A 24,523-nucleotide genomic window follows, 5' to 3' on the forward strand; every position below is an offset into this window, starting at 1 on the left:
CAGATCAAAAGATCGCAGTCTGCGGCAGCGCTTGCATTGCAAACGCGTCCACCCAGGTAGGCGTTGCCGCAGGTTGCGATCTTTTGATCTTTGCGGGTTAAACCCGTGCCTCGACGGTCACCCAATAACGGGTAAAGCGCTTCACCTTCACCGGCAGACTGATTTCCAGCAGATCAAGAATCCGCTCACTGTCATCCAGTGGATAAGTCCCCGAGATCAGCAAGTCGGCGACGTTCTTGTCGCAATGCAACTGCCCGCGACGATAACGTCCAAGCTCATCAAGGAAGTCGCCCAGACGCATGTGCGCTGCCACCAGCATGCCGTCGGCCCAGGCACCGCTGTTGGCGTCCAACGGTCTGGCTTCGCTGACCGACGTCGAGGTGAAGTTCAGTTGCCGGGCGACGGGCAGCAGCATTGGCGGGCGTCCGCTGGCGGCCAGCTCGACCCGACCTTCAAACACCGCCACCTGCGTGCGATCGGCAAACTGCCGCACATTGAGGCGCGCGCCCTGGGTTTTCAGAATGCCCTGAGCCGTGCGCACTTCGAACGGTTGCCTGGCCGTCAGGAGGATTTCGCCTTCGAGCAAGCGGATCAGCCGCTGCGCTCCATCGACATCCGCCGCACTGGCCGTGTTGAGTTGCAACTGACCGCCCGCATCCAACGCCACCATGCGCCGTTGGCCAATCGGGCTGCGATAGTCGGCGAGCAGCGACGGCAGTGGATTGTGCTCGCGCATGCCCCAGGTCACTGCCGAACCGGCGCCAAGAATCAGCAGCAGTTTCAGTGCCTGGCGGCGGCTGCCGGACTTCGGCGCGTTCAACGCTGCATGCGCCAGCGGCGAAGACACACCACGCAAGCGCTGGTTGACCCGTTGAATGTGTTCCCACGCCCGTCGGTGCTCGCTGTGAGCATCCATCCACTGCTGCCACGCCTGTTGCTGGCGCGGGGTGAATGCACCTTGCTGCATTTCCATCAGCCAGTGCACTGCCTGCTCGGCCACTAGCGAGGAAAAATCCGCAGTGCGGTTCATAGCGCGAAGTAGCAGCGCAGCGCCGCTTTGTTCAGGTGACGTTTGACCGTGGCTACAGATATGTCCAGTTCTGCAGCGATCTGTGGATACGTCAGGCCGTCGACCTGCGCCAGCAAAAACGCGCGTTTGACCTGACGCGGCAAGCCATCAAGCAACTCATCCAGCTCGATCAGGGTTTGCAGGATGATTGCTTTGTGTTCTTCCGACGGCGCGACCATTTCCGGCATCTGCGCCAGCGTGTCGAGATAGGCGCGTTCCAGATCCTGACGGCGGTAATGATTGAACAAAACCCGCTTGGCGAGCGTAGTGAGGAACGCGCGTGGTTCGATGATTACCGGTGGTTCGCGGGCGGTCAGTACCTTGATGAACGTGTCCTGCGCCAGATCTGCTGCGCTGTCCGGGCAGCCGATTTTGCGCCGCAGCCAGCCGGTGAGCCAGCTGTGGTGGGCCTGGTAGAGCGATTCGACAGGATGGGCGGACGACAACGGTATGACTCCGGGCGCTTTCGTGACGCGGTTGAGAGCATGCGTTAGAGAACAAGAACTGTTCGCATTGTAGTGGGCGAAGACCCTGGCCGGCAATCAGATGCTTTTGCGTATGAGAATATTTATCATTAATATTGCTCGCCTGTGGGTTCGGCTTGTCGGCCGGCCATTTTCGTTTCAGGGTCGAAACATGAAAGCCAAACTCGCCACACTTCCCATGTCCTATCGTCTGGCCGTCACCTCGCGGGTGCTGGCGGCGGTGTTTGGTGGTTATCTGGTAGCGGCGCTGGCCAGTGTCACGCTGACGCTGTGGTTGCCGATGAACCGCGCCGAAGCCGTGGTGACCGGCATGACCGTTTCGTTTCTGGTCTATCTGGTGGCTGTGCTCTGGTGCTTCGCCTGCCGCACCGCGTGGTCGGCGTGGGTCGGTTTGCTGGTGCCGAGCGTGATTCTGGCAACTGTCTCTGGCGCGGCGCGCGGCTTGGGTTACGCATGAAAGAGGGTTTTCGTCAGGCGATGGCCTGGTTGCACACCTGGACGGGACTGATCTTCGGCTGGCTGTTGTTCGCGATTTTCCTGACCGGCACCCTGGCCTACTTCAAGGATGAAATCAGTCACTGGATGCAGCCGGAAATTGCGGCGCGATCAGTCAATGCCGAAACCAGCCTGACGTTGGCCGAGGACTATCTGCAACAACATGCGGCCGGCGCCTCACGCTGGCTGATCGATTTGCCCGATGCCCGTGATCCCGGCCTCTCGGTGCGTTGGCAGCAGGCACCGGCAAAAAACGGCGAGCGCGGGCGCTTCGAATCGAAAACCCTCGACGCGCAAACCGGCGCTGAAGTGCAGGGCCGCGAAAGCATGGGCGGCGAGTTCTTTTACCGCTTTCATTTCCAGTTGCAGATGCCTTATCCGTGGGGACGCTGGCTGTCGACCATCGCGGCCATGGTGATGTTTGTCGCACTGATCACCGGGATCATCACCCACAAGAAAATCTTCAAGGACTTCTTCACCTTCCGACCGCGCAAAGGCCAGCGTTCCTGGCTCGACGGGCATAACGCCGTGGGCGTGCTGGTGTTGCCGTTTCACTTGATGATCACCTACAGCAGCCTGGTGATTTTCATGTCGATGGTCATGCCCGCCAGCATCGTGGCGTCCTATGGCAGTGACGTGCGCACGTTCTATGACGAAGTTTTCCCGGCCTCGAAGACGCCGGAACGGGCGAATGTCGCTGCGCCGCTGGCAGCCATGGCGCCGCTGTTGAGCAAAGCCAGCGAGCAATGGTCAGGCGGCCACACTGCTCGGCTTTCGGTGAACAATCCGGGGGATGCCAATGCCACGGTAGTGTTGTCCCGGGCGGGTGATCGCATCGTCCACGATTTCGGCAGTGCCGTGACCTTTAACGGTGTCACTGGCGAAATGCTCGGCAGCACACCTGATCAACCGGCGGCGATGGCGGTGGGTGGGACGTTCTATGGCTTACACATGGGGCACTTCGCCGGTCCGCTGTTGCGTTGGCTGTATTTCATCTGCGGTCTGGCCGGCACGGCGATGATCGGCACCGGCCTGGTGATCTGGCTCGGCAAGCGTCAGCTCAAACACGCCAAGAGCGGCGTCATGCCGTTCGAACTGCGTTTGGTAGAAGTGCTGAACATTGCCAGCATGAGCGGCCTGGTGGCGGCGGTGGCGATGTTTTTCCTCGCCAACCGTCTACTGCCAGTGAGTATGGCCGAGCGTGCGGACTGGGAAGTGAATGCATTTTTCATCACCTGGGGTTTGAGTGTTGTGCATGCCTTGCTGCGTCGGGGGCGCAGGGCTTGGGTTGAGCAACTTGCGTTCGGCGCGCTGCTGTTTATTGCGCTGCCGCTGATCAATGCGCTGACTCCGTGGAATCTCGCGGCCACCTTGGCGCAGGGCGATTGGGCGCTGGCGGGGTTCGACCTGACGTGTCTCGCAACAGGCCTGTTGCTGGTTTGGGCGGCGATGAAAATGCACCGCGCCGGCAACACCGTCAGGGTCAAAAGAACACCGCGCGAAGCCAGTCGGCCGGTCTCGCTTGAGCAAGGGGCAAACTGATGTTGTTGCCGCTATTGCTCACTTACGCCGGGTTCAGCGCACTGTGCCTGTCGATGCCTCGGCACCACGATGAATTGCTCGGCAACAAACCGTCTGTTCGCCGCGCTCAGGCCTTGAAACTGGTTGGCTGGTCGTTGCTGGCATTGTCGCTGTGGGCGGCGGTGGCGGCGGGCGGCTGGAGTTTCGGTCTGGTCGACTGGTTCGCGGTGTTGATGCTCAGCGCCCTCGTGCTGGTGTTGCTGCTGCCTTACCGCCCGCGTCTGGCATTGGCGTTGGCCGCTGCGAGCCTGTTGGCCAGTCCGGTCGTCGCATGGGCGCTGAGCTGAAATGCTGATCGGTCTGCCGCCGGATTCACGCGACGACGAGCCGCGTGGCGCGCGTGCGCATTTTCTTCAGGTGTTCCTGTCCCAGCGTTCGCAAATGGAAGCCTTGGTCAACCGGCGAGTCGGCTGCCGGGCGACGGCGGCGGATCTGGTGCAGGATTTGTTCTTGCGTTTCTGGCGCCGGCCGCTGGTGCAGGTCGAGGAACTCGGCACGTATCTGCTGCGCTGTGCCGGCAATATTGCCATCGACCATTTGCGCAGCGAAGGCACGCGCACGCGCGTCAACGAAGGCTGGCAACCGGACGCGCCGGACAGTCACGGTAGCGAGCCGCAAGCCGCGCTAGAAGCGGGCAATGATCTGCGCCATGTCGAAGCGGCATTGCGCGCGTTGCCCGAGCGCACGCGGCAGATCTTTTTGCTCAATCGCATCCACGGTCGCAAATACGCGGAAATCGCCAAAGCCATGGGCCTGTCCCAAAGTGCCGTGGAAAAACATATGATGCGCGCCCTCGAGGCCTGCAAGGCCAGCCTGCGCGAACCCGCGCCACGCACGCCAGGGAAAGCACCGTGACTCACATCGACCGCGTCAGCCCGACGCCCGCTCAGGAGCAGGCGGCTTTTGCCTGGCTGAGCCTGTTGCATGATCGACCGAGTGCTGGCGATCAACTGATTTTCAGCCAATGGCTGCGTGCAGATCCGGCGCATGCCGAGGCGTACGCCCAGGCCCAGGTCGTGTGGGAATTGAGCGAAGGCCCGGCGCAGATTTTGGCCGCTGAAGACGCCTTGGCGTTGCAGGGTTATCTCAATGCCATGGAGCGTCCGCGTCGTACGCCGCTGCTGCGTTGGTCGGGGGCGCTGGCGATGGCGGCGTGTCTGCTGCTGATGGTCAGCCTCGGTACGGGATGGCAACCGCAACGCTGGGCCGACGATCTGGGCGCTGATTATGTCTCGGCACCCGGCGAGATCCGCACGGTGACCCTGGCGGACCAATCGCAAGTGACCCTCGATGCCGACAGCGCCATCGCCGTGGATTTCAGCAAAGGTGAGCGGCATGTTCAGTTACGTCGCGGTGCCGGTTTTTTCAGCGTCACGCACACGGGTGATCCGTTTGTAGTAGCAGCGGAAAAAGGTGAGGCGCGGGTGCTCGGGACGCAATTTGAAGTGCGTCTGCAGCCGCACGGCGCGCAGGTCACGGTGTTGTCGGGTCGCGTTGGTGTGAAGGCGGATCGTCAAGGCGAACAGCAGATTCTTACAGCGGGGCAGCAAGTCGCCTACGGTCAGGGCGCAGCGCAAAAACTGCATGCGGTGGACAGTGAGGCGCAACTGGCCTGGCGTCAGGGCTGGCTGACTTACTACAAGTCGACGCTGGCGGATGTCGTGGAAGATTTGCGCCGGTATTACCCCGGACGGATCGTGCTGCTCAACGATGAGCTGGCAGCGCGCAAGGTCAGTGGCAGTTTCCCGAGCAAGGATCCGCAGGCTGTGTTGAGTTCCCTGCAAGGGGTGTTGGGGTTTGAGCAGCATCAGGTGTTGGGGCATCTGATTATTTTGCGTTGAGGCCACTGGCCTCTTCGCGAGCAGGCTCGCTCCCACACTGGATCTGTTATCGACACAAAATCCCTGTGGGGGCTAGCCTGCTCGCGAAGGCGTCGGGCCCGACAACACACCTCCAAAAATATTTTCAGATTTGTGGTGAGGTAAACCCGAGTCCCATCCGTGTAGTGACTGAAACTGCGAGTCATTCGCATCCGTTGCGGTTCTACACAGGTCATTGAGCAATGAAGTCCAGGGCAAAATCGGGTTCGGTCAAACAGTGGTTGGGCGTGTCGGCGTTGAGTTTTTCGGCGTTGGCGCTGTTGCCGATGAGCGTCGCTCTCGCGGCTGAAACCGTCAGCAGTCAGGCGCAGAAACAGTTCAATTTCGCACTGGGTGCCAAGCCGTTGCCGCAAGCCCTGAGCGACTTCAGTCGGGTCACCGGGCAAAGCGTGGTCTACACCGATGAAGCGCCTTACGGTCTCACTGCCCCTGCGGTCAATGGTCAGATGAGCGCCGAGCAAGCGCTGCAACGGCTGCTCAGCGGCTCGGGTCTGAGCTTCCGTCGTACCGACAGCCACACTCTGGCGCTGGAGCCAAAACCGACCGAGGGCGCGCTCAACCTCGGCGCCACCACCATCACCTCGATGCGCGATGATTCGATGAGTTATCAGCCGCCGGAAACCAGTTCGGTGATGCGCTCCTCGGCGTCGTTGCAGGAAACCCCGCAGACCGTCAACGTCATCCCGGCGCAGGTCATCCGCGATCAGGCGCCGCGCAACCTCGACGATGCGCTGGCCAACGTCAGCGGTATCACTCAAGGGAATACGTTGGGCAGCACCCAGGATTCGGTGATGACGCGTGGTTTCGGCGACAACCGCAACGGCTCGATCATGCGTGACGGCATGCCGATCGTGCAGGGCCGTGGCATGAACGCCACGGTCGATCGCGTCGAAGTGCTCAAGGGGCCAGCCTCCTTGCTCTACGGGATCCAAGACCCGGGCGGCGTGGTCAACATGGTCAGCAAAAAGCCTCAACTGGCCCAGTACAACGCCTTGACCTTGCGCGGTTCGACCTATGGCGACAGCAAGAACGGCAGCGGCGGCACCTTCGACAGCACTGGCGCACTGGGCGATTCCGGGCTGGCCTATCGCATGGTGCTGGATCACGAAGATGAAGATTACTGGCGCAATTTCGGCACCCACCGTGAAACGTTGATCGCCCCTTCGCTGGCCTGGTTCGGCGAAAACACCCAGCTGACGTTCGGCTACGAACACCGTGAATTTCTCACGCCGTTCGACCGTGGCACGCTGATCGATCCGCGCACCAATCACCCACTGGACATCTCGCGCAACGAGCGCCTCGACGAGCCGTTCAACAACATGGAAGGCCGCTCGGATCTGTACCACTTCGAAGCTGACCATGAACTGAATGACGACTGGAAAGCTCACTTCGGCTACAGCTGGAACCGCGAAACCTACGACGCCAGTCAAGTGCGCGTAACCGCTATCGACACCAAGAAAGGCACGCTGACCCGCAGCATGGACGGCACGCAAAACGCGATCAGCACCGACCGTTTCACCACGGCCAGCCTCGAAGGCAAAGTCAATGTGCTGGGCATGCAGCATGACCTGGTGTTTGGCGTTGACGACGAGTACCGCAAGATCTACCGCGCCGACCTGATCCGCCAGAAAAGCCTGAGCACCTTCAGCTACGTCAATCCGGTCTATGGCCGTGAAGTCGCAGGCACCACGGTCAGTGCCGCCGACAGCGCGCAGACCGATGAACTGCGCAGCGATTCGGTGTTCATGCAGGACTCGATTCACCTCACCGATCAGTGGATTCTGGTCGCGGGCGGGCGCTTTCAGGAGTACGACCAGTACGCCGGCAAAGGCGTGCCGTTCAAGGCCAACACCGACAGCAACGGGCAGAAATGGGTACCTCGTGCGGGTCTGGTCTATCGCTACACCGACGCCTTGTCGTTCTACGGCAGCTACACCGAATCGTTCAAACCCAACTCGACGATCGCGCCGCTGAGTGGCAGCAGCACGGTGCTCGACGGCAGCATTGCGCCGGAAGAAGCCAAGTCGTGGGAGTTGGGCGCGCGACTGGATCTGCCGGGGAGAATCACCGGCAACATCGCGCTGTTCGACATCAAGAAACGCAACGTGCTGGTGGCCAACGCTGAAGGCCCGACGACGATCTACAGCGCCGCCGGCGAAGTGCGTTCGCGTGGTCTTGAACTGGATCTGAGCGGTCAACTGAGTGAGCGCTGGAGCATGATCGGCAGCTACGCCTACACCGATGCCGAAGTCACCGAAGACCCGGATTACAAAGGCAAGCGTTTGCAGAACGTAGCGAAGAACAGCGGCTCATTGTCGGCGGTGTATGACTTCGGCAGTGTGATCGGTGGCGATCAATTGCGCGTCGGCGCCGGGGCGCGTTATGTCGGCGAACGTCCGGGCAACGCGGTGAATGATTTTGATCTGCCGAGCTACACCGTGGCCGATGCGTTTGCCACGTATGACACCAAAGTCGAGGGGCAGAAGGTCAAGTTTCAGCTCAACGTGAAGAACCTGTTTGATCGCACTTATTACACCTCGGCGGCGAGCCGGTTCTTTGTGTCGATGGGGGATTCGCGGCAGATTTCCTTGTCCAGCACCTTGGAGTTCTGAGCCGAAACCGCGTCATCGTTCATCGCTGGCAAGCCAGCTCCCACAGGTTTTTGGTCGAGCACAAATTTCTCCAACGGCCGAGGACTTTGTGGGAACTGGCTTGCCAGCGATGAGGCCCTGACAGACAGCAAGGATTTCGGTTCTAACGCAAAAACGCCTGGCGATATTCGCCAGGCGTCCCACCCAACACCTGCTTGAAGCGATTGGTAAAGTGGCTCGCACTGGCAAACCCACAGGCCAGCGCAATTTCCCCCAACGGCAATGCCGTGCTGCGCAACAACTCCCGCGCTCGACTCAAGCGTCGCGCCAGCACGTACTGATGCGGCGGCAAACCGAAGCTCACGCGAAACATTCGCGCAAAGTGATATTCCGATAACGCACACAAACCGGCGAGTTGCCCAAGGCTGATCGGTTCGGCCAACTGACTGTCGATGAACTCGACCAATTGCCGACGCTGATGCGGTGCGAGGCCGCCCTTCAGCCGCAAGCCCTGACGCGCGCCAACCTGGCTGAGCAATGTGTGGCTGATCAGTTCGTGAGCGAGGCTGCTGGTCAGCAGACGTTCAGCGGGTTCGTCCCAGTTCAGCGTCAGTAACTGCCGAAAGCGTTGAGCCTGCTGCGGGTCTTCGAGAAAGGTCTGCTCGCGCAACTGCATTTCTCGGGGTTCGCGATCAAGCAACGTGACACAACCGAGGGCGAACTGTTCTGCGCTGAAATACAGGTGCGCGAGACGAATGTCGCCATTGATCACCCAACCCGATTGGTGATCGGCCGGCAGAATGCACAATTTGTCCGGCCCACCCTTGAGGCCCGGTTGACCACGACGAAACGTGCCGGTGCCGCCGGCGATGTAGCAGGACAGCGTGTGGTGGCTGGGCGCTTCGTATTCCTGGGCGTCGTGGTGGTTGGTCCACAGCGCTGCAGACAAGCCGTCACCGAGCTCGGCGCTGTGCACAAGGCGAGCGTTCTGCGAGCGGTTAAGGGCTTGAAAGACTTGCAGGCTATCGATTGCGGTCATGATCGGTTCTCTCCAACGCCTTGCATCCTACTCCGTAGGCGTCGCGCTGCCAGCCAGCCGGCCGACAAAAGCGCAAGATTGTGCAAGCGCTCCAACCTTCGGTGCAGCACCCTGATTCTCAATTCAGCGCAAACCTTGTGGTGAGGGAGCTTGTCGCAACGTCCCGCTTGAGTGCGTAGCGCTCACAAGTTTTTGGGGCAGCTTCGCAGCCCTTCGGGGATAAATCCCCTCGCCACAACAGCGCTTGGCATTGCCTTCGGGAGTTCTCGATTATGAATCTGTCGTTGTATCTGTTGACCGTGCTGATCTGGGGCACCACCTGGATTGCCTTGAAATGGCAGTTGGGGGTGGTGGCGATTCCGGTGTCGATCGTTTATCGCTTCGGCCTCGCCGCGTTGATCCTGTTCGTGTTGTTGCTGCTGAGTCGTCGGCTGCAACCGATGAATCGCCGCGGGCATCTGATTTGCGTGGCGCAGGGGCTGTGCCTGTTCTGCGTGAACTTCATGTGCTTCCTGACCGCCAGCCAGTGGATTCCGAGCGGTCTGGTGGCGGTGGTGTTTTCCACGGCAACCTTGTGGAACGCCCTCAATGCGCGGGTGTTCTTCGGTCAACGCATCGCTCGCAACGTGTTGATGGGCGGAGCACTGGGGTTGTTCGGTCTGGGCATGCTGTTCTGGCCAGAGCTGGCCGGGCATCACGCCAGCCCGCAGACCTTGCTGGGCCTGGGTCTGGCACTGTGTGGCACGTTGTGTTTTTCGGCGGGCAACATGCTGTCGAGCCTGCAACAGAAGGCCGGCCTGAAACCGTTGACCACCAATGCCTGGGGCATGGCGTATGGCGCGGCGATGTTGTCGATGTGGTGCCTGGTCAAGGGCATTCCGTTCGACATGGACTGGTCGCCGCGTTACGTCGGTGCACTGCTTTACCTGGTTATTCCCGGTTCGGTGATCGGCTTCACTGCGTACCTGACGCTGGTCGGGCGCATGGGCCCGGAGCGCGCGGCATATTGCACGGTATTGTTCCCGGTGGTCGCCCTTAACGTTTCGGCGTTTGCCGAAGGTTATCAGTGGACTGCGCCGGCGCTGGTCGGGCTGGTGTTGGTGATGCTGGGGAATGTGCTGGTGTTTCGTAAACCGAAGGCGGTGATATCACCGGTGCAGGGAAAGTTGGCTTGAAATGAATGAGCGCTGAACGTCAGCGCTCGACTTTCAGTGTGATGTAAATCATTACCGGGAAAATGAAATCAACGATATGACGTGCCCAGTCCTTGGCATTCCAGGTTTGCGAAGTGTCCATGTCGAACCATTCGACACCGACAGTTTGCAGACATACGTAATAGATGAATATTGCAACCAGTATGCCCATGATCGAGAACTTCTTGGCCTCATGGAATGCTTCGGCTGATTCGTTGATCTTGCGATACAACTGATAGGTGCCTATCAGGCATAACACGGTGTACGTGACCTCCATCGTGATGATGAACCAATAGATTCGGTGATGAATCATCGGTGATTCGATGGCTCGGTACTTGATGCTCTCACTTGCAGTGGTGGTATCCATGCTCAGGATGTGAGACACGTACGTGTAGTTTGAATTATAGTCGGTGAAGTTGTGAATCATCACCAGCAGGCCAAAGAAGCTGATATAAGCCATCAATATAACCTTGCTGTAGCGGATGATTTTTTCGGTTGTCAGTGTGTTCAAGGTTTTTACTCTCCATAACAGGTTATCGTTTATTTTATAAGTATGGAGAGCTTATAGCGCTGAAGTTTGAGTGGGGCTGTTGTTGAATTTCAAGTTGTGTAGTCAGTTGGAACGGGCAAGTGCATGTTTGCACTTGCCCGTTTCTTTATCCGCGCCAGACTTGTGGGTTGACCAGATCCTGCGGGCGTTCGCCGAGCAGGGCGCTGCGCAGGTTGGCGAGGGCACGGTTGGCCATGGCTTCGCGGGTTTCGTTAGTTGCGGAGCCAATGTGCGGCAGGGTCACGGCGTTTTTCAGCTGGAACAGTGGCGATTCGGCCAGCGGTTCTTTTTCGTAGACGTCCAGACCGGCGCCGCGGATGCGGTTGTTTTGCAGGGCTTCGATCAGCGCGTGTTCGTCGACCACCGGGCCACGGGAGATGTTGACGAGGATGGCGCTTGGTTTCATCAGGGCCAGTTCGCGGTGGCTGATGAGGTGGCGGGTTTTGTCACTGAGTGGCACGACCAGACAGACGAAATCGGCTTCGGCGAGCAGTTGGTCGAGGCTGCGAAATTGTGCGCCGAGTTGCTGTTCGAGTTCGGTTTTACGGCTGTTGCCGCTGTAGAGGATCGGCATGTTGAAGCCGAGGTGGCCACGGCGGGCGATGGCGGCGCCGATGTTGCCCATGCCGACAATGCCGAGGGTTTTGCCGTGGACGTCACAGCCGAAGAGGGGAGCGCCGACGCTGGCTTGCCATTGGCCGGCTTTGGTCCAGGCGTCGAGTTCGGCGACGCGGCGGGCGCTGCTCATGATCAGGGCGAAGGCGAGGTCGGCGGTGCTTTCGGTGAGGACGTCGGGGGTGTTGGTGAGCATGATCCCGCGTTGGTTGAAGTAGGCGAGGTCGTAGTTGTCGTAGCCGACGGAGACGCTGGAGACCACTTCGAGTTTTGTCGCGGTTTCGAGTTGGGCCTGGCCGAGTTTGCGGCCGACGCCGATGAGGCCGTGTGCGTGGGGCAGGGCTTCGTTGAATTGGGCGTTGATGTCGCCGGCTTTTGGGTTGGGGACGATGACGTCGAACTCTTGTTGCAGGCGCTCGATCATTGGCGGGGTGATGCGGCTGAAGGCCAGGACAGTCTTTTTCATTGCTGAGGGCTCGACGGGCTTGATTGCAAGCAAGCTAACATTTCTTGGCGGCCTTTGGGCCGACCGTGTTGGTGGTTTTTTGGGTGAATATCCGTTTTTTGGGGGATGGCGGCTTAGGGTTCCGCCCTTACGGCGGGTCACTTTTTCCAGACGCCGAAAAAGTAACCAAAAAGGCTTTACCCTGACGTACGGCCCTCGCTTAGGCTCGGGTTCCTTCGCTGCGGGATCGATCCGGGCGCATCGCCTACGGTTTGCTTCGCTGCACCTCCTCTCGATGCATTTGGCTGCGCCAAACGGTCGCTGCGCTCCCACCCCGGATCAATCCCTCCACTCAGCCTGCCGACGGGCCTTTCAGATCAAGAGCGGTACTTGAGCTAACGCTCATCGTGTTGAGTGGGGCGGCATGCGCCGCGTTTGGGGTGTACTCGTTTTTTTGGTAGCGATGGCGGCTTGGCAGCCGACCAGTCTCTAGCAGAATGCATACGATCCAATTGTAGGAGTGAGCATGCTCGCGATGACGGCCTGACAGCCGACCAGTCTCTGGCGGGTGAATCTGGTTCAAACTGTGGGAGCGGGCTTGCCCTCGATGGCGATGTGTCATTTGGCGATGATGTTGGCTGAGACACCGCTTTCGCGAGCAAGCCCGTTCCCACAGGGATCAGCTGCGTGGCGCTGGTGGTGTCACGTCGACGTTATCCAGCACGCGATTCACCGCCAGCTCTGCCAGCATGATGATTTGCTGGATCGCCAGGATCGTATGCCGCTGCGGCGTATCCACATAAGCGGCAATATCGCTGGTCATGATGCTGGCCGAGGCCAGTGATTCGCAGGCGTGGGCCAGCAGGCTCTCGTTATCCATGTCGCTGACGACCTGGAACATGGTGCTGGGTTTGTGTGAGCGCAACGTTAGTGCGTTGGGTTGGAAGTAGTGGTCGAGGGCGCGCTCGGCGGCTTCGTGGAATTTCTTCGAGCCGGGGAATTCGTAGGGTGTGGTGTTTTCCGCTTCAGGCGGATTAGGGGTGTGTTTGATCATGGTGAAACTCCATTCGGGATGTGGAGTTCGCCAGACACTGCGACCAAGCAGAAAGGTGGCGAACTGTACGCGGGTTGGTCGACCAGGGAATGGAAACCCGGCAGGGCCGAAGCCCTCCCACGCACAACTCGCCATTAAGCAAGCTTAAAAAGTGCGCCATTCTAAACCCGGACGACCAAGTCCGGTCGCTGAATCGTCAGCGACATCCAAACCCTACCCACCGCTCTTCCGACGAGCAACCTGCAAAACACGTCGGAAATATCCGCGAAATCATGCTTGTGTAGGAGCTACCGTAGGCTGCGATCTGTTGATTTTTAAACATCAACATCAAAAGATCGCAGCCTGCGGCAGTGCCTACAGGGACGGTAATGTGTTTAAAAAATCATCTGGCCACGCGAACCCTGTGGGAGCTGGCTTGCCAGCGATGGCTGCCGGACAGCTAGCCAATTTCTCGCAGACTGCCCACCCTGCAAATCACCGAAATCAGTTGGCGACGCGAGCCCCGGCGAGGCTGCCGCTGAGCTCGTAAGCGGCCAGTTCCGCCTGATGCGCCGCCAATATTTCTGGCAGCGACCCGCGCAAATACTCGACCCACGTCTTGATCTTCGCATCCAGATATTGCCGCGACGGGTAGATCGCGTACAGGTTCAGCTCCTGTGAGCGGTAGTTCGGCATCACGCGAACGAGAGTGCCGTTGCGCAACCCTTCAATCGCTGCGTACACCGGCAATACGCCAAGGCCCATGCCGCTGATGATCGCGGTTTTCATCGCGTCGGCGGAGTTCACCAGAAACGGTGAGCTGTTGATGGTGACCATTTCCTGGCCTTCCGGGCCGTCAAAGGCCCATTTCTCCAGCGGGATCACCGGGCTGACCAGACGCAGGCAGGCGTGGTTGAGCAGGTCGCTGGGCTTTTGTGCGCAGCCGTTGGCTTTCACGTAGGCCGGGGAGGCGCAGACGATGCTGTAGGTGATGCCGAGGCGTTGCGAGACGAAGCCTGAGTCCGGCAGTTCGCTGGCGAGCACGATGGAGACGTCGTAGCCCTCGTCGAGCAGATCCGGCACGCGGTTGGCCAGGGTCAGGTCGAAGGTCACGTCCGGGTGGGTTTTGCGGTAGCGGGCGATGGCGTCGATGACGAAGTGCTGGCCGATACCGGTCATGGTGTGCACTTTCAACTGCCCGGCCGGGCGGGCGTGGGCGTCGCTGGCTTCGGCTTCGGCCTCTTCGACGTAGGCGAGGATCTGTTCGCAGCGCAACAGGTAGCGCTTGCCGGCTTCGGTCAGGGCGATGCGCCGGGTCGTGCGGTTGAGCAAGCGGGTTTGCAGGTGGGCTTCCAGATTGGAGACCGCGCGCGAGACGTTGGCGGTGGTGGTGTCGAGTTGCACGGCGGCGGCGGTGAAGCTGCCGGCTTCGGCGACGCAACAGAAGGCGCGCATGTTTTGCAAAGTGTCCATGGGGTGCTCTCAAGGGAGATGGCAAATTGTGACACGAAGTTTCGGGGGCTGAGACCCCCGACCAAGGGATTATCTCGTTAACGGTAACAAAGATTCACAAGAATCCCAGCTTATCGCCATTGAGGGCGCCCCCTAGAATTGCGCCGATCCCTGTAGGAGCTGCCGCAGGCTCGGGCCGCGTTCGGACGATCTTTTGATTTTGGTTTAAGGGAATCTAGATCAAAAGATCGCAGCCTGCGGCAGCTCCTACAGAGGAACCCTCGATGTCCCCTCTTCTCAGGAATTCGCAGCTGTGCCGCGTCGCATCAACAGAGCGCTTTTGCCGCTCAGTGTTCTGGCTTTAATCTTCGGTCTCAGCGGCTGCATTTCAACCCAAGGCATTGCCCCGCAGGGCAAAGCGCTGGAAGCCAATACGCTGGCCACCGACGACGCCATTGCCCACGCCGCCCGCGATGCAAACTGGCCCACCGGGCAATGGTGGCAAGCCTACGGCGACCCGCAACTGAACCGCTGGATCGAGCTCGCCGTACAAGACAGCCCGAGCATGGCCATGGCCGCTGCGCGCGTGCGTCAGGCCAAGGCCATGGCCGGCGTCGCCGAAGCGGCCGAGTCGTTGCAGATCAATGGCGAATCGACGCTCAAGCGCCACAACTGGCCGACCGATCAGTTCTACGGCCCGGGCGAGCTGGCCAACACCACCACTTGGGATAACAACGCCGCGCTCGGTTTCAGCTACGCGCTCGACCTTTGGGGTCGTGAAAGCAACACCAGCGAACGTGCTGTGGACCTGGCGCACATGAGCGCCGCCGAAGCGCGACTGGCCCAGTTGGAATTGCAGAACAACATCGTCCGCGCCTATATCGAACTGTCGCTGCATTACGCCCAGCGCGACATCGTTGCGGCGACGCTCAAGCAGCAACAACAGATTCTCGATCTGGCGCAGAAGCGTCTGGACGGCGGGATCGGCACGCATTTTGAGGTCAGCCAGGCGCAAACGCCGTTGCCGGAAACCCATCGGCAAATCGATGCGCTGGATGAAAACATTGCCCTCAGTCGCAATCAGCTTGCCGCGCTGGCGGGGAAAGGGCCGGGCGAGGGCGCGCAGTTGCAGCGGCCGACCCTGTCGCTGAGTGCTGCGCTGAAATTGCCGTCGGCGTTACCGGCGGAACTGCTCGGCCAGCGTCCGGATGTGGTCGCCAGTCGCTGGCAAGTGGCGGCGCAGGCACGCGGGATCGACGTGGCGCATGCCGGTTTTTATCCCAACGTCGATCTGGTCGGCAGCCTCGGTTACATGGCCACCGGTGGTGGTGCCCTGGAGTTTTTGACCGGCAAGAAACTCAACTACAACGTCGGGCCGGCGATCTCGTTGCCGATCTTTGACGGTGGGCGTTTGCGTGCCGAGTTGGGTGAAGCGTCGGCCGGTTATGACATCGCCGTCGCACATTACAACCAGACGCTGGTGAATGCGCTGAAGAACATCTCTGACCAGTTGATCCGTCGTGAGTCGATGGACAAGCAGCAGGGGTTCGCCGCCGAGTCCGTGGCCACGGCGCAAAAGACTTACGACATCGCGATGATCGCTTATCAGCGTGGCCTCACCGATTACCTCAATGTGCTGAATGCGCAGACGCTGTTGTTCAAGCAGCAGCAAGTGCAGCAGCAGGTGCAAGCGGCGCGCCTCAGTGCCCATGCTGAATTGGTGACGGCGCTGGGTGGCGGCCTCGGCGCCGGCAACGACGTACCGACTGCCGAAAAAACCCAAGCCCCGAAAACCCCGGCGCTGCTGCGGTGAACACACACCTGAGGAGGGTGAGTTCCTGTGGCGAGGGGATTTATCCCCGATGGGCTGCAAAGCAGCCCCAAAACCATCCACCGCATTTTTTCAGGCTCACCGCATTCACTGGTTTCACGACGGCTGCGCCGCCGGTCGGGGATAAATCCCCTCGCCACAGGGGCTGTGTACGCCGTAGCAAATTCTTCAATTCTCGTTCATTGAGCAGGATTTAATGACTCCCTTGCCCGCACCTCTGCGCTGGCTCTACTCCCTGGAATGGCGTCGGGGTTTCTTTGACTGGGCGCGCAGCGATGGCGTGACCTGGGTCTACATCTTCAAAGTATTGGTCGCCGCCTTCCTCACGTTGTGGCTGGCTATGCGGCTGGAGCTGCCGCAACCGCGCACGGCGATGATCACCGTGTTTATCGTCATGCAGCCGCAGAGCGGTCAGGTGTTCGCCAAGAGTTTCTATCGCTTCCTCGGCACGTTGGCCGGTTCGGCGATGATGGTCACGCTGATCGCGCTGTTTGCGCAAAACACCGAACTGTTCCTCGGCTCACTGGCGATCTGGGTCGGCATCTGCTCGGCCGGTGCCGCGCGTTGCCGTAACTTCCGCGCCTACGGTTTTGTCCTCGCCGGCTACACCGCCGCGATGGTCGGACTGCCGGCGCTGGCGCATCCGGACGGCGCGTTCATGGCGGCGGTATGGCGGGTTCTGGAAATCTCCTTGGGGATTCTTTGCTCGACCGTGATCAGCGCGGCGATCCTGCCGCAAACCGCCAGCGCGGCGATGCGCAATGCCTTGTATCAGCGCTTCGGTGTGTTCGCGCTATTTGTCACCGATGGTTTGCGCGGGCGCAGCAAAGCCGAAGCGTTCGAGGCCAGCAACGTACGCTTCATCGCCGAAGCGGTAGGCATTGAAGGTTTGCGCAGCGTGACCGTTTTCGAAGATCCGCACATGCGTCGGCGCAACGGTCGACTCAGCCGTTTGAACAGCGAGTTCATGGGCATCACCACGCGCTTCAACGCCTTGCATCAATTGCTCGAACGCCTGCGCGTCAATGGCGAAGAACATGTTGTCGCGGCGATCAGACCGGGCCTGCAGGATCTCGCCGAAGTGCTCGACGGTTTCAGCGGTCGCGCCCTGACCAGCCCCGATGCGGCGCGTCTGGCGGCAGCGCTGGCGACCTACAAAGAAGGTTTGCCGACACGCGTGCGAACCCTGCGCGGGATCTTTCAGGACACCGACCCGAGCGAAGCCGAACAGCTGGATTTCCACACCGCCTACGAGTTGCTCTACCGCTTCGTCGACGACCTGCACAGTTATGCACAGACCCACGCATCCTTGGCCGATCACCGCCACGAACGCGAGCGCTGGGACGAGCCCTTCACCCCGCAAACCAACTGGTGGGCTGCGGCCGCGTCGGGCATTCGCGCCTCGTTCATTCTTGTTGTGCTGGGCAGTTATTGGGTCGCCACCGCATGGCCAAGCGGCGCGACGATGACCCTGATTGCCGCTGCTACCGTGGGCCTCTCCGCCGCTACGCCGAACCCGAAACGCATGGCATTTCAAATGGCCTGCGGCACTTTCCTCGGTGCGCTGATCGGCTTCGTCGAGATGTTTTTCATCTTCCCGTGGATCGACGGTTTCCCGCTGCTGTGCGTGATGCTCGCGCCGGTGATCGTGCTCGGTTCGTTCCTCACGTCGCGGCCGCAATACGCCGGTGTCGGCCTCGGTTTGCTGATCTTCTTCAGTACCGGTTCGGTGCCGGACAACCTGACTGTCTACAACCCCTACACCTTCATCAACGACTACATCGCTATGGTCATGGGCATGCTGGTCTGCGCTGCCGCGGGGGCGATTATTCTGCCGCCGAACAGCCGCTGGTTGTGGAAACGTCTGGAGCAGGATCTGCGCGGCCAAGTGGTTTACGCGATCAGCGGCAAACTCAAAGGCCTGGCCTCGAGTTTCGAGAGCCGAACCCGCGACTTGTTGCATCAGGCCTACGGTCTCGCGGCCGGGGAACCGAAGGTGCAAAAGAACCTGCTGCGCTGGATGTTCGTGGTGCTGGAAGTCGGCCACGCGATAATCGAGTTGCGCAAAGAACAGGCGATTCTCCCGGTGCACCCGGCCTATGCCGAATCGCAGCCGTGGCGCCAGGCGATCCGCGTGATGGGGCGTGCGCTGGTACGCCTGTTTCTGCAACCGAACGCCAGCAATCTCGAACGCGCACTGGTTGCTGTCGATCATGCTATCAGCCGAGTTGCAGCGACCGATGAGCCGTTCGCGCCGCACTTCGATACCTCCGCGTTGCGCCGGGTGAAGAGCTATCTGCACTTCATCCGCACCTCGTTGCTCGACCCGCAATCACCGCTTGCCGCGCTTGCTCCCGCCAAGCCCGAAGGACTTGCCCATGCCTCGTGAAATCGCCTTCCACGGCGTGTACATGCCGACCATGACCCTGATGTTTTTCATCGCTGCGGCACTGGCCTGGGCGGTGGATCGGTTTTTGTCGGGGTTCGACCTGTATCGCTTTTTCTGGCACCCGGCGCTGCTGCGCCTGAGCCTGTTTACCTGTCTGTTTGGCGCGATGGCGCTGACTGTTTACCGTTGACTTTCTATCTCTGAAGAAGGCCCTGATGAAAAAGTTTTTCAGCCTGCTTGCGACCCTGCTGGTGCTGGCCCTTGCGTTGTGGATCGGCCGCACGTTGTGGGAGCACTACATGAACACGCCGTGGACTCGCGATGGCCGCGTCCGTGCCGACATCATCAACGTCGCCGCCGACGTCACCGGCGAAGTGATCGACGTGCCGGTGCGCGATAACCAACTGGTGAAAAAGGGCGACTTGCTGATGCAGATCGACCCCGAGCATTACCGTATCGCCGTCAAACAGGCGCAGTCGCTGGTCGCTTCACGCAAGTCGACGTGGGAGATGCGCAAGGTCAACGCCCATCGGCGCGCCGACCTCGACAACCTGGTGATCTCCAAGGAAAACCGCGACGACGCCAGCAACATCGCCGACGCCGCACTGGCCGACTATCAACACGCTCAGGCACAACTGGAAGCGGCCGAGCTCAACCTCAAACGCACCGAAGTGCGCGCGGCGGTTGATGGTTACGTGACCAACCTCAATGTGCATCGTGGCGACTATGCACGTATCGGCGAAGCGAAAATGGCCGTGGTCGACATGAACTCGTTCTGGGTTTACGGCTTCTTCGAAGAGACCAAACTGCCGCACGTGAAAGTCGGCGACAAGGCCGACATGCAGTTGATGAGCGGCGAGGTGCTCAAGGGTCATGTGGAAAGCATTTCGCGTGGCATCTACGACCGCGACAACCCGGAAAGCCGCGAGTTGATCGCCGACGTGAACCCGACCTTTAACTGGGTGCGGTTGGCCCAGCGCGTGCCGGTGCGCATTCACATCGATGAAGTGCCGGAGGGTGTTTTGCTGGCGGCGGGGATTACCTGCACGGTGGTGGTGAATCAGGGCGCCAGCGAATAACCGGTATCAACGAAGCTGTTTGTGGCGAGGGAGCCAGCTCCCGCGCCACAGGTTTGTATTCAGTTGTAGAACTTTTTGACCACCAACAGACCGGACTCGATGGTTTCACCGACCGACAACTCTGGATCTTCCATGAGGGAGACGATGCGCGGGTCCTGCGAAATATCCGCGTAGGACTTTTTCAGCTTGGCGGCGCGATCGATCACGATATAGCTCAGCACGTGGCCACGGCTCTTGGTGAAGGGCTGCTTGATCGCCGTGTACATGGTCTGCTTCACGTAGTCGTAACGCTCGGTGGACGACATGCCCTTGAAGGTGTCCGGATACTCCTGATAGATCTCGGCGGAGTAACGGCCGACGTCTTCTTCCCGCGCTTCGGCGTACATGGCTTCCTTGCTGGTGACCTGAGTGGTCAGTTCGCTGTAACGCTTGTCGCCTTCGGCGATCTGCGCAGCGGCCATTTTGCTTTTCAGGGCGTCGGCTGCCGTGGTGTCATCGGCTTTGGCCATGATCTTCGTCCAGGCGTAGGCCGCGACCAGATTGCCTTGTTCCTCGTACTGCTCGATCAGGTCCTTCTGCGCCTCGGGATAACCGTGCAACGACGAACGCTCCAGCCAGCGAGTGGCCAGCGCCGCATCTGCCTTGACCCCGGAGTTGCCGTATTTGTAGTCCTGATACAGGCCGTATTCTGCGCACCAGTCGTTTTGCTTCGCCGCGTAAGCCGTGTAGTTGAAGGCTTGGCGGTTGCGCTGCTCGGTGGTCAGTTGTTCATCCTGAGCGGCAATCATCGACAGGTAGCAAAACGCGCGCGGGTGTTTCGGCGCGGCCATGACCATGCAGGTCTTGGCGTTGTCGAACTCTTGGTCCTCGTACATCTGGAAGCCGATGCCGAACAGAATGTCGCTGTCCATTTGCGCATTGCAGTGTTCATTGGCCGTGACCGTCGGCAGTACGTCCTGCAGGGTCAGTAGCGGCAGGGTGTCATTGAGGGACGTTTCTTTGCTTGCACAGCCAGCCAGCACGGTGAGCAGTGCCAGAGGCAATACGTTGAAAACTTTCACAAGATGTTTCCTGATCTGGATTGGAGCGTAAAGCAGGGCTCGCGTCAGGCAGTTCAACAAAGCAGCGGCCGTTTCCGAGAAGGATCGGTCGGGGGAGGGGGGATATCAGTGTTCAGCAATTCCCTTGCTTCGATGCTTGCGTCAGCGATTCCATGCGCTATCGAGTTCACTTGAAGCGTCGGGCGCTTCAAGTGCGGCGCATTCTACGTGGATCGACTGATTTGGCAATTTCACCGGGGTGAATCAGAGCTGCCCGCGCAAGCCGAAGCGCTTCATCAGCGTTGTCTCCAGCAAACCCTGGGGCAGCAACGCCGCCAGCAACGGCAACGCCCGGCTGCCATTACCGATGCGGATCAGTCGGGGCGGTTTGCTCTGCTGTACGGCTTTCAACAATACGGCGGCAAACTCGCCGGTCGGGGTTGGGTTGTCCTGCGACGCTTTGGCCCGCGCGCGGATCCCTTCACGCAGCGGAAACCATGGCGATTGCTTGTTGATCAACTGCTCGGCCTCGTGCCCGGCATTCTTGGCGAAGCTTGATTGAATGGCCCCCGGTTGCACTTCCATCACCCGAATGCCGAACGGTGCCAGCTCCATGCGTAATGCGTCGCTCAACGCATGCACCGCCGCTTTCGACGCGCAGTAGGCTCCGGCGAACGGCGTGACCAGCACACCGGAAACACTGCCGATATTCACCACCAGCCCTTTGGCTCGGCGCAACACCGGGAACAGCGCTCGGGTGACACCGACAATCGAAAACACATTGGTTTCGAACTGGCGCTGCATGGCCGGTACGCCGCCGTCGAGCAGTGGCCCCATGGCGCCGTAACCAGCGTTGTTGACCAGCACATCGAGGCCGCCGTGATGCTGGTTGATCCGCTCGCCGAGTTGTTGCAGTGCTTTGCCGTCATTGACGTCCAGTTGCACGGCGGTGAACCCCGCCGCACTCAACGTCGCCACATCTTCAGCCTTGCGCGCACTCGCCCAGACTTCGAAACCGGCGGCTTTGAACGCATCGGCGAGGGCGCGGCCGATGCCGCTGGAGCAACCGGTAATCAACGCAACGGGCATGGCGCATTCCTTGTGCAAAAAGTGGGGGAGGGAGATCAGTCGGAAAAACTGCCCTGCAAGCGCTCGGCGCGAAATTCCAGGGTTTGCGGACGATAACCGGGGCGCAGTGGCGGCATTGGCAGACAGTCTTCCCAATTGCCGCCAGCCTGCAATTCACCGGGGCCACGATAGCGTGGGGCGGTGTACTGATTGTCAGCGAGGTTGACCGTGTCACCCGGTGCATAGGCTGCAATGCGCCAGCGCAGTTCGGTCAGCGGCACACTGTTGCCGTTGTTCATCTTCAACTGCAATGGGCGATCAGCCGGGCACTGCTCAGGCGCGTAGGCGATGCGCAGCTCAAGGCGTGCCAGTTGCTTGATCTCGCGGTTGTCCAGCCACACCACCCAAACGGCTACAAGGCCAAGGCCAATCGCCGCCGCCACCGAGACCGGCAAGGCCTTGGCCGGATAGCGCAGCAACAGGATCAGCCAGGTGATGACCAGCAGGATGCCGATGAACATGTTTGTACGCTCCTTGAACACGTGGCCACCATCCTACCGAAGGGCTGCCGGAATGGACATTCGCGTGTCATGCAAATGCACCGCTGGTCGGAACTGTAATTTCTGACAGTTGGCATCCAGGGGTTCGAGCTGTTTGATGTCTTCGCAGGGACCCAATGGGGCTGTCATAGGGAGCGAAACTTATGGGCGCGCATCACAACACACCAACGCTTTTGGCGAGCGACCCGCGTGGGCTGTTGATTCGCACGGTCGACTATTGGCGCGACGATGATAGTTGCCCCGCTCAAACCCGCGTCCACCGTACTTTGCATGACTCGGCCGGGCGTGCCGTCGCGCAGTGGGATCCGCGTTTGTGGGCGCTGCAAAAGACCGATCCACTGACCCCAGCCAATCTGGCCACGGTTTACACGTTGAGCGGCCAGGTGGTGAGTTCGAACAGTTTTGATGCCGGCACGCAAGTCGCGTTGTACGGTATGGGTGCGCAAGTGCTGCTCGATTGGGACAGTCGGGAAACCCTTCGCGAGATTGAGCATGACTCGTTGCTGCGCCCGGTGGCGATGTTCGAAGAGGGCTCATCGACGCCGAAGCGGTGCGTCGAGCGTTTTATGTATGGCCGGCCCGGTGCCGGTGATCCGAGCAAAAATCAGCTCGGCCAGTTGGTCCGTCATGATGATCCTGCGGGCAGTGTGTTGTTCGAAACCTTTGCGATCAGCGGCCAATGCATCGAAAACACCCGACACTTCACCCAGGACCTGGTTTTCCCGGACTGGCCTGAACTGATTGAAGACCGTACACGGTTGCTTGAACCCGGCGAGGGCGCTACAAGCCGTTGGCGCTTCGGGCCACTGGGTCAGGTGCTCGATCAAGTCGATGCGCGGGGCAATCGTCAAGGCAGTGAGTTGACGCTCGATGGGCGTTTGCGGGCTACGCACCTGCAACTGAGGCATCAATCCGAACCCCGAACGCTGTTCAGTGATATCCGTTACAACGCCGACGGACAAGTAACGCAGCAAGTCGCGGACAATGGCGTAGTGACGACACTGACTTATCGAGCCGAAGACGGTCGCTTGCTGACGCGCTGCGCCGCCAGATACGGTGGTGAAGCATTACAGCATTTGCTCTATGACTATGACCCGATGGGCAACGTGCTGAGCATCGAGGACAAGGCCCTGCCGATCCGTTATTTCGGCAATCAACGCATCGATCCGATCAGCCGGTTTATTTACGACAGTCGCTACCAATTGCGAGAGGCGACCGGTTGGGAGGCGGGCACTGCAAGCCAGGGGCCAGCGTCCATTGATCGTGTCGATCCGGCGGCGCTGAGCAACTACCGGCAGATCTACCGCTACGATGAGTCTGGCAATCTGCTGGAGTTGACTCATGTGGGCGCGCGTAATGGCCGCAAGCTGAAAGCTGCTCGATTCAGCAATCGCTGTCTGCCCTACCAAGATGATGTACCGCCCACTGAAGAGGCAATCGCAGCGGCATTCGATCCTAAAGGCAATTTGCGGGCGTTGGAGGCAGGGCGGCCACTGACGTGGAGTCTGCGCAATCAACTGCGGTCGGTGACTCCGGTTGAACGGGGCAGCGGCCGCAATGACGTTGAACAGTATCTCTATGACGGAGCGGGTCTGCGGGTGCGCAAGACTCGCTCGTTGCAGACAAACGCCCGTGGCCTGGTTACCGACGTGCGTTATTTGCCAGGACTGGAACTGCGCAGCGACACCGGCACTGCAGAACAACTGCAAGTGATCATCGCCGATGGCGGGCTCAACAGTGTGCGCGTGCTGCATTGGGAAAGCGCACCGCCGAGCGGTTCCAATGACCGCTATCGGTACAGCTTCACTGATCATTTGGGATCGACCAGTCTGGAGTTGGGCGAAGATGCCCGGATCATCAGTCAGGAAACATTTCACCCGTTCGGTGAGACGGCGTGGAGCAAGGACACCGAAGTCAGTTACAAAACCATTCGTTATTCGGGCAAGGAGCAGGATGCGACGGGGCTGTACTACTACGGTTACCGCTATTACATGCCGTGGTTCCAGCGCTGGCTTAATCCTGACCCGGCGGGGGCAATAGACGGCCTTAATCTGTACCGGATGGTGCGCAATAATCCGCTGACTTACAAGGATGCGGATGGAGCCGAAACCCGAAAAAACAGGCCAAC

The 24,523-nt window shown here is 60.0% G+C and carries 21 protein-coding genes and 1 pseudogene; 12 read left to right on the forward strand and 10 right to left on the reverse strand.

Annotated elements, in window-relative coordinates; all coding sequences use genetic code 11:
* Positions 1-97 precede the first annotated feature (97 nt).
* Both JFT91_RS24800 and JFT91_RS24805 read right to left on the reverse strand, forming a co-directional pair.
* Positions 98-1,030, reverse strand: a complete 933-nt coding sequence (locus tag JFT91_RS24800) for a DUF4880 domain-containing protein (RefSeq protein WP_201200710.1) — start codon at positions 1,028-1,030, stop codon at positions 98-100.
* Positions 1,027-1,515, reverse strand: coding sequence for a sigma-70 family RNA polymerase sigma factor (locus tag JFT91_RS24805; protein WP_201200711.1), 489 nt, complete (start codon positions 1,513-1,515; stop codon positions 1,027-1,029). The genes JFT91_RS24800 and JFT91_RS24805 overlap by 4 nt, the downstream gene beginning before the upstream one ends.
* A 190-nt stretch (positions 1,516-1,705) precedes the next feature.
* Between JFT91_RS24805 and JFT91_RS24810 the strand changes: the two genes are divergently transcribed.
* The 6 genes from JFT91_RS24810 to JFT91_RS24835 all read left to right on the forward strand — a co-directional run bounded on the left by JFT91_RS24810 (position 1,706) and on the right by JFT91_RS24835 (position 8,122).
* Complete coding sequence (locus tag JFT91_RS24810; protein ID WP_201200712.1) at positions 1,706-2,011, forward strand: DUF3649 domain-containing protein; 306 nt, start codon at positions 1,706-1,708, stop codon at positions 2,009-2,011.
* The gene (locus JFT91_RS24815) at positions 2,008-3,591 is read left to right on the forward strand and encodes a PepSY-associated TM helix domain-containing protein (RefSeq protein WP_201200715.1); all 1,584 of its coding nucleotides are present in this window, start codon (positions 2,008-2,010) and stop codon (positions 3,589-3,591) included. The genes JFT91_RS24810 and JFT91_RS24815 overlap by 4 nt, the downstream gene beginning before the upstream one ends.
* On the forward strand, positions 3,591-3,917 hold the full coding sequence (locus JFT91_RS24820) for a DUF3325 domain-containing protein (RefSeq protein ID WP_201200716.1): 327 nt from the start codon (positions 3,591-3,593) through the stop codon (positions 3,915-3,917). Before JFT91_RS24815 ends, JFT91_RS24820 begins: the two co-directional genes overlap by 1 nt.
* A gap of 1 nt (position 3,918) precedes the next feature.
* Positions 3,919-4,485 (forward strand): RNA polymerase sigma factor, encoded by a 567-nt coding sequence (locus JFT91_RS24825; protein WP_201227896.1) that lies wholly within the window; start codon positions 3,919-3,921, stop codon positions 4,483-4,485.
* The gene (locus JFT91_RS24830) at positions 4,482-5,471 is read left to right on the forward strand and encodes a FecR domain-containing protein (protein ID WP_201234165.1); all 990 of its coding nucleotides are present in this window, start codon (positions 4,482-4,484) and stop codon (positions 5,469-5,471) included. The genes JFT91_RS24825 and JFT91_RS24830 overlap by 4 nt, the downstream gene beginning before the upstream one ends.
* Before the next feature lie 221 nt (positions 5,472-5,692).
* Complete coding sequence (locus tag JFT91_RS24835) at positions 5,693-8,122, forward strand: TonB-dependent siderophore receptor (protein WP_201234166.1); 2,430 nt, start codon at positions 5,693-5,695, stop codon at positions 8,120-8,122.
* 142 nt (positions 8,123-8,264) lie between these two features.
* Here the strand turns inward: JFT91_RS24835 and JFT91_RS24840 are convergent, their stop codons facing one another.
* Entirely contained in the window at positions 8,265-9,140 is an 876-nt protein-coding gene (locus JFT91_RS24840; protein WP_201146934.1) for a helix-turn-helix domain-containing protein, read from the reverse strand.
* A gap of 272 nt (positions 9,141-9,412) precedes the next feature.
* Here JFT91_RS24840 and JFT91_RS24845 point away from each other — a divergent pair, with 272 nt between their 5' ends.
* Positions 9,413-10,315, forward strand: coding sequence for a DMT family transporter (locus JFT91_RS24845; RefSeq protein ID WP_201234167.1), 903 nt, complete (start codon positions 9,413-9,415; stop codon positions 10,313-10,315).
* A gap of 19 nt (positions 10,316-10,334) precedes the next feature.
* Here JFT91_RS24845 and JFT91_RS24850 read toward each other — a convergent pair whose 3' ends face one another.
* The 4 genes from JFT91_RS24850 to JFT91_RS24865 all read right to left on the reverse strand — a co-directional run bounded on the left by JFT91_RS24850 (position 10,335) and on the right by JFT91_RS24865 (position 14,449).
* Positions 10,335-10,844 (reverse strand): DUF2165 family protein, encoded by a 510-nt coding sequence (locus JFT91_RS24850; protein ID WP_201234168.1) that lies wholly within the window; start codon positions 10,842-10,844, stop codon positions 10,335-10,337.
* A gap of 145 nt (positions 10,845-10,989) precedes the next feature.
* A complete protein-coding gene (locus JFT91_RS24855) occupies positions 10,990-11,964 on the reverse strand; it encodes a 2-hydroxyacid dehydrogenase (RefSeq protein ID WP_201234169.1) in 975 nt (324 codons plus the stop codon).
* A 658-nt stretch (positions 11,965-12,622) separates the two neighbouring features.
* Positions 12,623-12,997 (reverse strand): DUF6124 family protein, encoded by a 375-nt coding sequence (locus JFT91_RS24860; protein WP_201234170.1) that lies wholly within the window; start codon positions 12,995-12,997, stop codon positions 12,623-12,625.
* Positions 12,998-13,480: 483 nt separating this feature from the next.
* On the reverse strand, positions 13,481-14,449 hold the full coding sequence (locus tag JFT91_RS24865) for a LysR family transcriptional regulator (protein WP_201227889.1): 969 nt from the start codon (positions 14,447-14,449) through the stop codon (positions 13,481-13,483).
* Positions 14,450-14,741: 292 nt separating this feature from the next.
* Between JFT91_RS24865 and JFT91_RS24870 the strand changes: the two genes are divergently transcribed.
* The 4 genes from JFT91_RS24870 to JFT91_RS24885 all read left to right on the forward strand — a co-directional run bounded on the left by JFT91_RS24870 (position 14,742) and on the right by JFT91_RS24885 (position 19,727).
* Positions 14,742-16,241, forward strand: a complete 1,500-nt coding sequence (locus JFT91_RS24870; protein ID WP_201234171.1) for an efflux transporter outer membrane subunit — start codon at positions 14,742-14,744, stop codon at positions 16,239-16,241.
* A gap of 214 nt (positions 16,242-16,455) precedes the next feature.
* Positions 16,456-18,648, forward strand: coding sequence for an FUSC family protein (locus tag JFT91_RS24875; protein WP_201234172.1), 2,193 nt, complete (start codon positions 16,456-16,458; stop codon positions 18,646-18,648).
* Positions 18,638-18,838: a DUF1656 domain-containing protein gene (locus JFT91_RS24880; RefSeq protein WP_007914106.1), complete on the forward strand. Its 201-nt coding sequence runs from the start codon at positions 18,638-18,640 to the stop codon at positions 18,836-18,838. Before JFT91_RS24875 ends, JFT91_RS24880 begins: the two co-directional genes overlap by 11 nt.
* A gap of 25 nt (positions 18,839-18,863) precedes the next feature.
* Positions 18,864-19,727, forward strand: a complete 864-nt coding sequence (locus tag JFT91_RS24885; RefSeq protein ID WP_201234173.1) for an efflux RND transporter periplasmic adaptor subunit — start codon at positions 18,864-18,866, stop codon at positions 19,725-19,727.
* A gap of 59 nt (positions 19,728-19,786) precedes the next feature.
* Here the strand turns inward: JFT91_RS24885 and JFT91_RS24890 are convergent, their stop codons facing one another.
* The 3 genes from JFT91_RS24890 to JFT91_RS24900 all read right to left on the reverse strand — a co-directional run bounded on the left by JFT91_RS24890 (position 19,787) and on the right by JFT91_RS24900 (position 22,356).
* On the reverse strand, positions 19,787-20,788 hold the full coding sequence (locus JFT91_RS24890) for an SEL1-like repeat protein (protein ID WP_201234174.1): 1,002 nt from the start codon (positions 20,786-20,788) through the stop codon (positions 19,787-19,789).
* 243 nt (positions 20,789-21,031) lie between these two features.
* Positions 21,032-21,856 (reverse strand): SDR family oxidoreductase, encoded by an 825-nt coding sequence (locus JFT91_RS24895; protein WP_201234175.1) that lies wholly within the window; start codon positions 21,854-21,856, stop codon positions 21,032-21,034.
* Positions 21,857-21,891: 35 nt separating this feature from the next.
* Positions 21,892-22,356 (reverse strand): multidrug transporter, encoded by a 465-nt coding sequence (locus JFT91_RS24900; protein ID WP_201146624.1) that lies wholly within the window; start codon positions 22,354-22,356, stop codon positions 21,892-21,894.
* Positions 22,357-22,538: 182 nt separating this feature from the next.
* Between JFT91_RS24900 and JFT91_RS24905 the strand changes: the two are divergent.
* Positions 22,539-24,503: pseudogene (locus JFT91_RS24905) on the forward strand (RHS repeat domain-containing protein); the annotation flags it as partial.
* Positions 24,504-24,523: the final 20 nt, after the last annotated feature.

The sequence above is a fragment of the Pseudomonas sp. TH08 genome (assembly GCF_016651275.1).
GTDB lineage: Bacteria > Pseudomonadota > Gammaproteobacteria > Pseudomonadales > Pseudomonadaceae > Aquipseudomonas.

Coding starts and splice junctions, on each gene's coding strand:
- JFT91_RS24880 (WP_007914106.1), top strand. CDS start 18,638: ATGCCTCGTGAAATCGCCTTCCACGGCGTGTACATGCCGACCATGACC.
- JFT91_RS24855 (WP_201234169.1), bottom strand. CDS start 11,964: ATGAAAAAGACTGTCCTGGCCTTCAGCCGCATCACCCCGCCAATGATC.
- JFT91_RS24810 (WP_201200712.1), top strand. CDS start 1,706: ATGAAAGCCAAACTCGCCACACTTCCCATGTCCTATCGTCTGGCCGTC.
- JFT91_RS24835 (WP_201234166.1), top strand. CDS start 5,693: ATGAAGTCCAGGGCAAAATCGGGTTCGGTCAAACAGTGGTTGGGCGTG.
- JFT91_RS24800 (WP_201200710.1), bottom strand. CDS start 1,030: ATGAACCGCACTGCGGATTTTTCCTCGCTAGTGGCCGAGCAGGCAGTG.
- JFT91_RS24820 (WP_201200716.1), top strand. CDS start 3,591: ATGTTGTTGCCGCTATTGCTCACTTACGCCGGGTTCAGCGCACTGTGC.
- JFT91_RS24845 (WP_201234167.1), top strand. CDS start 9,413: ATGAATCTGTCGTTGTATCTGTTGACCGTGCTGATCTGGGGCACCACC.
- JFT91_RS24840 (WP_201146934.1), bottom strand. CDS start 9,140: ATGACCGCAATCGATAGCCTGCAAGTCTTTCAAGCCCTTAACCGCTCG.
- JFT91_RS24815 (WP_201200715.1), top strand. CDS start 2,008: ATGAAAGAGGGTTTTCGTCAGGCGATGGCCTGGTTGCACACCTGGACG.
- JFT91_RS24885 (WP_201234173.1), top strand. CDS start 18,864: ATGAAAAAGTTTTTCAGCCTGCTTGCGACCCTGCTGGTGCTGGCCCTT.
- JFT91_RS24865 (WP_201227889.1), bottom strand. CDS start 14,449: ATGGACACTTTGCAAAACATGCGCGCCTTCTGTTGCGTCGCCGAAGCC.
- JFT91_RS24900 (WP_201146624.1), bottom strand. CDS start 22,356: ATGTTCATCGGCATCCTGCTGGTCATCACCTGGCTGATCCTGTTGCTG.
- JFT91_RS24875 (WP_201234172.1), top strand. CDS start 16,456: ATGACTCCCTTGCCCGCACCTCTGCGCTGGCTCTACTCCCTGGAATGG.
- JFT91_RS24825 (WP_201227896.1), top strand. CDS start 3,919: ATGCTGATCGGTCTGCCGCCGGATTCACGCGACGACGAGCCGCGTGGC.
- JFT91_RS24895 (WP_201234175.1), bottom strand. CDS start 21,856: ATGCCCGTTGCGTTGATTACCGGTTGCTCCAGCGGCATCGGCCGCGCC.
- JFT91_RS24860 (WP_201234170.1), bottom strand. CDS start 12,997: ATGATCAAACACACCCCTAATCCGCCTGAAGCGGAAAACACCACACCC.